10 protein-coding genes and 1 pseudogene are annotated in these 9,860 nt (G+C 70.1%); 7 read left to right on the top strand and 4 right to left on the bottom strand.

Features of this window, described 5'->3' with window-relative positions; all coding sequences use genetic code 11:
- Positions 1 to 60 precede the first annotated feature (60 nt).
- The 5 genes from glf to QSK39_RS13220 all read left to right on the top strand — a co-directional run bounded on the left by glf (position 61) and on the right by QSK39_RS13220 (position 5,190).
- A complete protein-coding gene (gene glf / locus QSK39_RS13200; protein ID WP_285477877.1) occupies positions 61 to 1,284 on the top strand; it encodes a UDP-galactopyranose mutase in 1,224 nt (407 codons plus the stop codon).
- The gene (locus tag QSK39_RS13205) at positions 1,277 to 1,795 is read left to right on the top strand and encodes a phosphatase PAP2 family protein (RefSeq protein ID WP_285477878.1); all 519 of its coding nucleotides are present in this window, start codon (positions 1,277 to 1,279) and stop codon (positions 1,793 to 1,795) included. Before glf ends, QSK39_RS13205 begins: the two co-directional genes overlap by 8 nt.
- The gene (locus QSK39_RS13210; RefSeq protein WP_285477879.1) at positions 1,792 to 2,778 is read left to right on the top strand and encodes a decaprenyl-phosphate phosphoribosyltransferase; all 987 of its coding nucleotides are present in this window, start codon (positions 1,792 to 1,794) and stop codon (positions 2,776 to 2,778) included. The genes QSK39_RS13205 and QSK39_RS13210 overlap by 4 nt, the downstream gene beginning before the upstream one ends.
- 109 nt (positions 2,779 to 2,887) lie before the next feature.
- On the top strand, positions 2,888 to 3,601 hold the full coding sequence (locus QSK39_RS13215; RefSeq protein WP_285477880.1) for a hypothetical protein: 714 nt from the start codon (positions 2,888 to 2,890) through the stop codon (positions 3,599 to 3,601).
- Between the two features lie 71 nt (positions 3,602 to 3,672).
- Entirely contained in the window at positions 3,673 to 5,190 is a 1,518-nt protein-coding gene (locus QSK39_RS13220; protein ID WP_285477881.1) for a hypothetical protein, read from the top strand.
- On the opposite strand, the gene QSK39_RS13225 is transcribed toward QSK39_RS13220, so the two are convergent.
- The 4 genes from QSK39_RS13225 to dprE1 all read right to left on the bottom strand — a co-directional run bounded on the left by QSK39_RS13225 (position 5,172) and on the right by dprE1 (position 8,673).
- A complete protein-coding gene (locus tag QSK39_RS13225; RefSeq protein WP_285477882.1) occupies positions 5,172 to 5,792 on the bottom strand; it encodes a VC0807 family protein in 621 nt (206 codons plus the stop codon). The two genes, QSK39_RS13220 and QSK39_RS13225, sit on opposite strands and share 19 nt — an antisense overlap.
- Positions 5,793 to 5,843: 51 nt before the next feature.
- On the bottom strand, positions 5,844 to 6,458 hold the full coding sequence (locus tag QSK39_RS13230) for a VC0807 family protein (protein WP_285477883.1): 615 nt from the start codon (positions 6,456 to 6,458) through the stop codon (positions 5,844 to 5,846).
- An 89-nt stretch (positions 6,459 to 6,547) separates the two neighbouring features.
- Positions 6,548 to 7,303, bottom strand: a complete 756-nt coding sequence (gene dprE2, locus QSK39_RS13235; protein ID WP_285477884.1) for a decaprenylphospho-beta-D-erythro-pentofuranosid-2-ulose 2-reductase — start codon at positions 7,301 to 7,303, stop codon at positions 6,548 to 6,550.
- Positions 7,300 to 8,673, bottom strand: a complete 1,374-nt coding sequence (dprE1, locus tag QSK39_RS13240; RefSeq protein WP_285477885.1) for a decaprenylphosphoryl-beta-D-ribose oxidase — start codon at positions 8,671 to 8,673, stop codon at positions 7,300 to 7,302. The genes dprE2 and dprE1 overlap by 4 nt, the downstream gene beginning before the upstream one ends.
- A 125-nt stretch (positions 8,674 to 8,798) precedes the next feature.
- On the opposite strand from dprE1, the gene QSK39_RS13245 reads away from it, so the two are divergent.
- Complete coding sequence (locus QSK39_RS13245; protein ID WP_285477886.1) at positions 8,799 to 9,269, top strand: GtrA family protein; 471 nt, start codon at positions 8,799 to 8,801, stop codon at positions 9,267 to 9,269.
- 8 nt (positions 9,270 to 9,277) lie between these two features.
- Positions 9,278 to 9,860: pseudogene (locus QSK39_RS13250) on the top strand (glycosyltransferase); the annotation flags it as partial.

The raw sequence follows: 9,860 nt of genomic DNA on the forward strand, positions 1-9,860 counted from the left end.
AGGCCGAAATGTGATAGTCGGGTGCGAGCCGGGTCAGCGACCCCCGTACCCTCGACGCCCGTGAGCGCGCACACGAACCCCGCACAGATTACTGAAGACGATTTCGCAGGTTACGACCTCGTCGTCGTCGGGTCCGGTTTCTTCGGCCTGACCGTCGCCGAACGGGCAGCGGCCGAGCTGGGCAAGAAGGTCCTCATCCTCGAGCGGCGCAGCCACCTGGGCGGCAACGCGTACTCCGAGGCCGAGCCCGAGACCGGGATCGAGGTGCACAAGTACGGCGCGCACCTCTTCCACACCTCGAACAAGCGCGTCTGGGAGTACGTGAACCGCTTCACCGAGTTCACGAACTACCAGCACCGCGTCTTCGCGCGGGTCAAGGACCAGGTCTACTCGTTCCCGATGAACCTGGGCCTGATCAACCAGTTCTTCGGCAAGTCCCACACGCCGGACGAGGCCCGCGAGCTGATCGCCAAGCAGTCGTCGGAGTTCGAGACCAGCGCCGCGCAGAACCTCGAAGAGAAGGCGATCTCGCTGGTCGGGCGCCCCCTCTACGAGGCGTTCATCCGCGGGTACACCGCGAAGCAGTGGGAGAACGACCCCAAGAACCTGGGCGAGAACATCATCACGCGCCTGCCGGTCCGGTACAACTTCGACAACCGGTACTTCAACGACACCTACGAGGGCCTGCCCGTCAACGGGTACACCGCGTGGCTCGAGAAGATGGCCGAGCACGAGAACATCGAGATCCGGCTGAACGTCGACTACTTCGACGTGCGCGAGCACATCCCGGCGGGCACCCCGACCGTCTACACCGGGCCGCTGGACCGCTACTTCGGCTACTCGGCGGGCCGGTTCACCTGGCGCACCGTCGACTTCGAGTCCGAGGTCGCCGAGACCGGCGACTTCCAGGGCACCTCGGTCGTCAACTACAACGACCAGGAAGTCCCGTACACCCGGATCATCGAGTTCCGGCACTTCCACCCGGAGCGGGACTACCCCAAGGACAAGACGGTCATCTTCCGCGAGTTCTCCCGCTTCGCGACCGACGAAGACGAGCCGTACTACCCGATCAACACGCCGGAGAACCGCGAGAAGCTCGAGGCCTACCGCGAGCTGGCCAAGACCGAGGCGCGCGAGAAGAACGTGCTGTTCGGCGGCCGTCTCGGCACGTACAAGTACCTCGACATGCACATGGCCATCGGGTCGGCGCTGTCGGCGTTCGACAACAAGATCGCCCCGCACCTGACCGACGGCGCGCCGCTCGACGGGTCCCTCGATGCTTGAGAAGGGCACCCCGACGGGTGAGGTCGCGGTCCTGTCCAAGGCGCAGGGCTTTCTGAAGAGTGACGTTTCGGTGAAAGCCGCGCGCGGCATGTCGCACTTCGGCGAGCACGCGATCGGCTGGTTCGGCCTGGGCCTGATCGGCGCCGTGGTCGACAAGAAGCGGCGCAAGGACTGGCTGGTCGCCTCGGCCGGTGTCGTCGGCGCGCACGCCGCCTCCATCGCGGTGAAACGCGTGGTCAGGCGGCCGCGACCGGACCACCCGAGCGTGGAGGTACTGGTCGGCACGCCGAGCAAGCTGAGCTTCCCGTCGTCGCACGCGACGTCCACGACGGCGGCGGCGGTGCTCTACTCCGGATTGACCGGGCGTAACCTGGTGCCCGCCCTGGTACCGCCGATGCTCGCCTCGCGGCTCGTGCTCGGCGTTCACTATCCGACAGACGTTCTGGCCGGTGCGGCCCTCGGGGGGCTCGTCGGTGGTCTGATACGACGGAAGCTGAAGAAGAATCCATGAGCGAGACGACCGAGCAGCGCAACAGCGACGAAGCGGCCGTGACTCCTGAGGCACCGGAGACTCCGGTGACGCCCGAGTCGTCGACGGCAACCGTCTCCCGCGGCCCGTTGGGCCTGGTCGGCGGCGTCATCAAGACGGCGCGGCCCCGCCAGTGGGTGAAGAACGTCCTGGTCTTCGCGGCCCCGTTCTTCGCGTTCTCGAAGTCGACCGACCGCACGGGCCTCCTGCTCGACGCGATCGTCGCCTTCGTGGCGTTTTCGCTGGTGGCGAGCTCGGTCTACCTCATCAACGACGCCATCGACGTCGAGGCCGACCGGGCCCACCCGACCAAGCGGAACCGGCCGATCGCGGCCGGCATCGTGCCGGTCCCCGTCGCGTACGGGGCCGCGGTCGTGTTCTTCCTGGCCGGCCTCGGCGTGTCGTTCGCGGCGAGCTGGCAGCTCGCCGTGGTGCTGGGGGTCTACGAGGCCGTCCAGCTCGGCTACTGCTTCGGCCTGAAGCACCAGCCGGTGGTCGACCTGGCCATCGTCGGCTCGGGCTTCCTGATGCGCTCGATCGCCGGCGGTGTCGCGGGCGGGATCGCGCTTTCGCAGTGGTTCCTGCTGGTCACGGCGTTCGGTTCGCTGTTCATGGTCGCCGGCAAGCGCTACGCGGAGATCATGCTGTTCGAGCGCACCGGCGCGAAGATCCGCTCGTCGCTGAAGAAGTACTCGGCCAGCTACCTGCGGTTCGTCTGGGCGACGTCGGCGGCCATCCTGATCATGTCGTACTGCCTGTGGGCGTTCGAGATCCGCCAGACCGAGCACAACTCGGTGTGGGCGCTCATCTCGATGGTGCCGTTCGTGGTGGCGGTGCTGCGCTACGCGGTCGACGTCGACGGCGGCATCGCGGGCGAGCCCGAGGAGATCGCGCTCAAGGACCGCATCCTGCAGGTGCTCGGCGCGACCTGGGTGGTCACGCTGTTCCTTTCGTTCTACCTGTGAGTCTCATGGCGGATCGACAGGTTCGTTTCAGGTGACGCACAGCTGACGGGCGCACCCTGAGGTGGTGGGGGCGGGCAGTGCGCCCGTCCCCGTGACCACAGGAGCCACGATGAACGACCAGCCGCGCGAGGAGAAGGCCCCGGAGGGGGCCGACCACCCGACCGTCGAGCAGCCCACGGCGCAGGCCGCGGCCGACCAGCCCACCACGCAGGCACCGGCGACGGCCGGCCAGCCCACCACGCAGCAGCCGGCAGCTCAGGCACCGGCGACGCCCGCGGCCGACCAGCCGACCGCTCAGGTCCCCACCGCTGAACCCGGGCAGGCGGCCGACCAGACCGCCGTCCACGGCCAGCAGTCGCCGCCCGCCGCTGGGACCACGGCTTTGCCGAACGCCGCGCAGGCGGCCGACCAGGGCCAGCAGCCGCCGCCCGGCGCGCCCGGGACCACTACCTTGCCGAACGCCGCGCAGGCATCCGGCCAGGCTGCTCCGCCCACCCCGCAGCTCTCCCAGCCCGGTCCCGGCCAGGCCTACGGCGCCTGGGGCCCGCCCCAGGCCGCCCCGCCGCAGCCCGGCGGGTTCCGGCGGTTCGTCGGCCACCGCGCGACGCAGCTCGTCGGTGTCGGCGTCCTGGGCCTGCTGATCGGCGGCGGCATCGTCGGCGGGATCGCGGCCGCGACCAGCCACGGCCCCCGCGGCGACCGTCCGGGCATCCACCGCCAGTACAACGGCCCCAACCAGGGGCCAGACGGCCGTGGCTTCCCCGGCCGTGGCGGCGGCAACTCCGGCAACTCGGGCAATTCCGGCTCCGGGAACGGCATCTGACCACTGTGGCCTGAGTCACCGGCATCTCGCTCAGATCACGGAAGCATCACGGGCGAGGTACGGTGTCGGGGATGCGAAGCGCCTCCGCAGAACTCCCCAGGGCCGCCACCGCGCTGTCGGCGGCCGTTCCCCTTGCCCGCTCGTGGGCCTTGCCGGCGGGGGCCGCGGCGGCCTCCGCGCTGGTGTTCGCCCTGGTCAGCAGCCATCTCATCGATGACACCTACATCACGCTGTCGTACGCGAAAAACCTCGCGTTCCACGCCCACTGGGGCCTGATCGAACAGGGGACGGCGAACACCGCGACGTCCCCGCTGAACGTCCTGGTGCTGGCCGCGGTCACGTTCTTCGTCCGCGACGCCGTGCTGGCCGCCGGGATCGTGTTCGTCGCCGCGCAGGTGCTGCTCGTCCTCGGCCTGCGCCGGCTGGGCGAGCGCACCGGGCTGCCGGCGGCGTTCGCGCCGGTGACGTTCGCGTTGCTGCTGGTCAACCCGCTGCTGCTGTCGTCGGTGGGGCTGGAGGTCGCGCTCGGCGCCACCGGCGTCGTCTGGACGCTGGTCTACGCGGGGGAGCGCAAGGCGGGCCGCCTCGGCGTCGTGATCGGGCTGCTCGCGCTCGTCCGGATCGACCTGCTGCTCATCGCGGCGGTGCTGTTCGCGGCCCGCCGCGAGTTCTGGACCGGCATCTGGCGCACGGCGTTCGCCGCGCTCGCGGTCATGCTGCCGTGGTTCGGGTTCAGCTGGCTCGTGCTCGGCTCGGCCGTGCCGGACACGCTCGTCATCAAGATCAGCCAGCAGTCGTGGGGACCGTTCAGCTTCACCAACGGCCCGCTCCTGTACTGGCGCAACTTCCCGGCCGAGGCCGCGCTGTCGTTCCTGCCGCTGCCCCTGGCCGGCCTGGTGGGCGTGCTCTGGCTCGTCCAGTACCGCCGCGGGTCCGAGGTCGCCCGCCGCCTGACGCCGTTCGCGGCGCTCGCCGTCGCCGGCGCGCTGCACTACGTGGCGTACAGCCGGCTCGGCGTGCCGCCGTACCACTGGTACTACGCGCCGAGCATCATCGGCGCGACGATCTTCCTGGCGGCGTACGCGTGCGCGGTGCCGGAACGCGCCCGCCGCGTGACGGGGACGCTGACCGGCGGCGTCCTCGTGGCGAGTCTCGTGGTGTACGCGCTGCCGGGCCTCCCACGCCAGTTCGCGCCGATCACGAGCAACCACGCGTCGACGACGGAGTACCGCGAGATCGGCCAGGAGCTGGCCTCGATCGCCCACGGCCGCAAGGTGGAGACGGCCGGCGAGGTCGGTGCGCTGGCGTACGCGTGCGACTGCGAGCTGGTGGACGAGTTCTCCGACCGCGGCGCGGTCGACCCGGCGATCGCGGAGACCAAGCGCCGCAGCGGCGACCTCGGCCGCGCGCTGCTGGAGGCCAACTTCCACAACTTCGACCACAGCGTCGCCCCGATCAGCCCGGACCTGGTCCTGGCGACGACGCGGCGCACGCCACCCCCGACGGCGCTGGCGAGCTGGCGGATCGACTCACCGTGGATGGGCACCCAGAACCTGTACCTGATGCCCGCTCACGCGGCGGGCAGCTGATCGCGGCCGCGGAACATCCGGTTCATCGTCCCCTCGCGGGCCAGCAGCACCTGCGTGATCACCTGGAGCACGACGAAGCTCCCGATCGACAACGCCGTGTCGAGCCCCGGCACGACGTCCACCGGCAGCGTGTACGCCATCGCGATGCTCCCCGCGCTGTGCAGGAGCCCGCCGACGCCCCACACGACCGTCAGGACCCACCAGACCCGCCGGAACGACGGCGTGTCCGCCCAGCGGGCCTCCAGCGTCGAAGCCCGGCCAGGCAGCAGGGCGAGTGTCGCCTGGTACGTCGTCGGCCGCCGGCCGACGCGCAGGCTCGCCAGCATCCACACTCCGATCAGCACGCTGAACCACGCACCGCGGACCAGCTGCAGCCGCGCGTCGCCGGTCAGCAGGGTCGTCGCGAACCCGATCGCCACGATCGCCAGCACGAACACGCCCATGCCGTCGACCCGCCGGTGCCGTACCGCCAGGTACAGCACCCGCAGCGCGGGCGGCAGGCCGCTCAGCGTCAGCGCCCAGATCGGCGCCACGTCGAACGCCCGCAGCAGGTAGTAGCCGCCGACCGGGGCGGCGATGTCGCAGAGCAGGGTGCCGAGCATGTCCCCGAGCATCCGGGATCCGCGCCGCGGGCAACATCGTCGAGCCGGCTGTCAGGCATCCACCGTCCGGTTGATGCCCATCCGCTGCCGCGTGAGCTTCGCGCCGAGCACCACGGCCCCGACGGTCAGCGCGGTGTCGAGGATCGGCACGATGTCCACCGGCAGCGTGAACGCCATCACGACGACCGCGCAGGCCAGCAGGACGCACCCGGCGCCCCAGCCCAGGGTCGCCGTGCGCCACCGCTGCCGGAACGCCGGGGAGAGGCCCCACAGCTGTTCGAGCTCGCCGGCGCGGGCGGGCTGGAGGGTGCAGACCGCCCGGAAGAGGAGCGGCCGCCGGCCGATGAGCAGGCTCGCCAGCATCGCCACACCGAGCGGCAGCGTGATCCAGGCGCTGCGGACGAGCAGCAGCCGGGGGTCACCGGAGAACACCGCCACCGCGCCGTTGATCAGCAGCACGGCCAGCACGAACGCGCTGACCGGGTCGATCCGCCGGTGCCGCACCAGGACGTAGCCGGTCCGCAGCACCGGCGGCACGGCGCTGACCAGCAGCGCCCAGAGCGCGTCGACATCGAAGGAACGCAGGACGTAGTACAGGGCCATCGGGAGCGCGACGTCGCGCAGGAGCAGCGTCAGCCCGGCCTGTTTGCTGTTCGTGGTCGTCATGCTGACAGTCTGTGGCGACTGCCCGGCGACCACATCGGCGTGCGGGCGGGGCCCGGATGGAACCCCGCCTCAACCTCCGGGTGGAGACGTCAGATCGGGAGCTTGCGGAAGATCGGCCGCGGAACGTGCCGCAGCGCCGACATCACCAGCCGGAACGGCGCCGGCGCCCAGATCAGGTCCTTGCCCGCGCGCGCGGCCGCCACGGCCTGCTCGGCCACCTGGTCCGCGTTCTGCGTCAGCGGGGCGTCCTTGAGGCCGTCGGTCATCTTGGTCCGGACCTGGCCCGAGCGGACGACCGTCACCTTCACGCCGTGCGGCGCGAGAGCCTCGCCTAGACCCAGGAAGAACCCGTCGAAACCGGCCTTCGTCGAGCCGTAGACGAAGTTGGACCGCCGGACGCGCTCGCCGGCCACCGACGACAGCGCGATCACCGTGCCGTGGCCCTGGGCCTTGAGCTTCTCCGACAGCGCGACGCCGACGGACACGGCGGCGGTGTAGTTCACCGTCGCGGCCTCGACGGCCTTCGCGTGGTCCTGCCAGAGCTCTTCGGGGTCGCCGAGCAGGCCGAAGGCCACGACCGCGACGTCGACGTCGCCGCCCTCGAACGCCTTGTCCAGCACGCCGGGGTGCGACGCCAGGTCCGTCGCGTCGAAGTCCACAGTGGACACCTCGGCGCCCTTGTCCTTCAGGCGCTGCGCGGCCGCGTCGAGCCGCGGCGAGGGACGGGCCGCGAGCACGACCCGCAGCGGCTTCTCGGCCAGGTACTTCTCCGCGATCGCCAGCGCGATGTCGGACGTGCCGCCGAGCAGCAGCAGGGACTGGGGGTTGCCAACAGCGTCGATCACAGCTCGAGCCTCCGGCTCATGTCAGAGGCGAAAACGCCTTCGGGGTCAACGGCGGCGCGCACCTTGCGCCACTCTTCGAGGCGCGGGTACATCTTCGCGAACGTCTCGGGCGAGGTTCGCGAGTCCTTCGCGGTGTACAGCCGCCCGCCCGCGGCCAGGACGTCTTCGTCCAGCTCGGTGCAGAACCGGCTCAGGCCGTTCTTGATCGGGAAGTCCACGCTGAGCATCCAGCCCGGCGACGGCCACGACATCGGGGCCGGGTTCGCGTCGCCCATCCGCTTGAGCACGTTCAGGAACGAGTAGTTGCCCGACGTGGCGATCTTGCGGCAGATGGCCTTGAGCTGGTCTTCCGCGCCGAACGGCACGGAGAACTGGTACTGCAGGAAGCCCTTCGAACCGTAGGCGCGGTTCCACTCGCTGATCATGTCGAGCGGGTGGTAGAACTGCGTCAGGTTCTGGATCTTGCCGCGCGCGCCCTTCTTGGGCACGGTCTTCTGCCACAGCTCGTTGATCAGGCCGAAGGTGAGCTTGTTGCCCAGGCCGTTCGGGAAGACGTCCGGCAGCGTCAGCAGCTGCGGCGCGTCGAACTTCAGCGGTTCGGCCCGCAGCTTCGGCGGCAGCTGGTCCAGCGTCGCCAGGGAGCCGCGCGAGAACGTGGCCCGGCCGAGCCTGCCGTCGGAGGAGATCAGGTCCGGCACCGACATCGAGTAGTCGTAGCCCAGGTCCGAGCCGTCGGTGAACAGCCCGAGCGTCTCGTCGAGGTTCGCCGTGCGGTCGGCGTCGACGTAGAAGTACGCCGTCTCGGTCTTCTTCATCCGGATCGTGGCCCGGGTGATGATGCCGGTCAGGCCGATGCCGGCGACGGTCGCCCAGAACAGCTCGGCGTCCGGGCCCTCCGGCGTCAGCGTGCGGACCTTGCCGTCCGCGGTGATGAGGTCCATCGACACGACGTGGTTGCCGAAGCTGCCCGCGCTGTGGTGGTTCTTGCCGTGGATGTCGTTGGCGATCGCGCCGCCGATGGTCACCTGGCGCGTGCCGGGCAGGACCGGGACCCACAGGCCGTGCGGCAGGGCCTCGCGCATCAGCTGGTCGAGGCTCACGCCGGCGTCGAGGTCGACGAGCGCGCTGTCCGGGTCGATCGAGTGGATCCGGTTCAGGGCCGTCATGTCGATGACCAGACCGCCCGCGTTCTGCGCCGGGTCGCCGTAGGACCGGCCGAGGCCGCGCGCGATGACACCGCGTTCACCGGCCTGCGTGACGGCGCGGGCGATGACTTCGACGTCTGCGGTGCTCAGCACGTCGGCGGTGGTCGGTGCCGTCCGCGCCCAGCCCGTGAGCGTGCGACGCTGTGTCTCGGGTGATGGGGTCACCCGACCAGGGTAGCCACGCCGAACGACGCCCGGAACGTGACCCTGAAGTGCTCGCTTCTACACTTTGCGCATCAAGGCACAAGCGCCCGCGCGGGTGACCATGACTCAGGCAACGAGGTAATGCAGTGGTGGCGACCGATCCGCAAGCCGACGCAACGGCTGCGCAGCCGTCCTCTCTTGGACTGCTCGGGCAGCTCATTCGCTTCGCCCTGATCGGCGGCTTCTGCGCCCTGGTCGACCTGGGCACGTACACGCTGCTGACCCAGGCGGCCGGGATGGCCACTTCACCGTGGGTCGACGTCGCCCGCGCTATCAGTTTCATCGTGGGCACGACCACGGCGTTCTTCCTGAACCGGAAGTTCACCTTCTCCGGCGGGCGCCGCGACGGCAAGGCGCAGATCGGCTCGTTCGTCCTGCTCTACACCGTGACGTTCTTCGTCGCGGTCGGGGTGAACCAGCTGATGCTGCAGGTGCTGCCGGAGTCCGCGTGGCAGCACACCCTGTGCTGGGCCGTGTCCCAGGCCACCGCCACGGTGATCAATTTCGTGATGCTCAAGTGGGTCGTCTTCCGCGAGCCGTCGACCGAGGAGAACTGAGGAACTCAATGCCCGGTAAAACAGCCACCCCGGCGCCGACCACCAAAGCCGGCGCGGCCGCCGAGACGCGGTTCACCGAGCACACTCCGCAGGGTCGCCTGACGGCGCAGCGCGGTCTCTACGCCGGTCCGGCGCCGATCGTCAGCAAGGACCTGTACGCAGAGCTCGAGTGGGGCTCGGCCGTGCGGGAACGTGCGGTGATCACCCTCGAGCCCGCCTCCAAGGTGTCGGGCAACACGTACTTCGGCCGGTTCCCGGCCAGCTACTGGCAGCGCTGGTCCACGGTGACCGAGGTCTCGGTCGAAGCCGTCGTCACCGGCACCGGCCTGCTCTCCATGGGCGCCTCCGACGTCGAAGGCGAGCCCCGAGTGGTGGCCGCCGAGCAGGTCGCCGACGTCAAGCAGACCAAGGTGACGCTGACCGCGCAGCTGGACAAGTTCTACGACGGCGGCGCCCTCTGGCTGGACCTGGAAACCGAGGGCGGGCAGACGCTGCGGGTGGAGCAGGTCCGCTGGACGGTCGAAGCGCCGGAGAAGATCCGCCCGACCGCGGTCACCATCTGCACGATGAACCGCGCCGACGACTGCCTCA

It is taken from the genome of Amycolatopsis sp. NBRC 101858 (genome assembly GCF_030269325.1).
Taxonomy (GTDB): domain Bacteria; phylum Actinomycetota; class Actinomycetes; order Mycobacteriales; family Pseudonocardiaceae; genus Amycolatopsis; species Amycolatopsis ponsaeliensis.

Excerpts from the sequence above, each read along its gene's own strand:
- QSK39_RS13205 (WP_285477878.1), top strand. The coding sequence starts at position 1,277 with ATGCTTGAGAAGGGCACCCCGACGGGTGAGGTCGCGGTCCTGTCCAAG.
- QSK39_RS13210 (WP_285477879.1), top strand. The coding sequence starts at position 1,792 with ATGAGCGAGACGACCGAGCAGCGCAACAGCGACGAAGCGGCCGTGACT.
- QSK39_RS13215 (WP_285477880.1), top strand. The coding sequence starts at position 2,888 with ATGAACGACCAGCCGCGCGAGGAGAAGGCCCCGGAGGGGGCCGACCAC.
- QSK39_RS13220 (WP_285477881.1), top strand. The coding sequence starts at position 3,673 with ATGCGAAGCGCCTCCGCAGAACTCCCCAGGGCCGCCACCGCGCTGTCG.
- QSK39_RS13225 (WP_285477882.1), bottom strand. The coding sequence starts at position 5,792 with ATGCTCGGCACCCTGCTCTGCGACATCGCCGCCCCGGTCGGCGGCTAC.
- QSK39_RS13230 (WP_285477883.1), bottom strand. The coding sequence starts at position 6,458 with ATGACGACCACGAACAGCAAACAGGCCGGGCTGACGCTGCTCCTGCGC.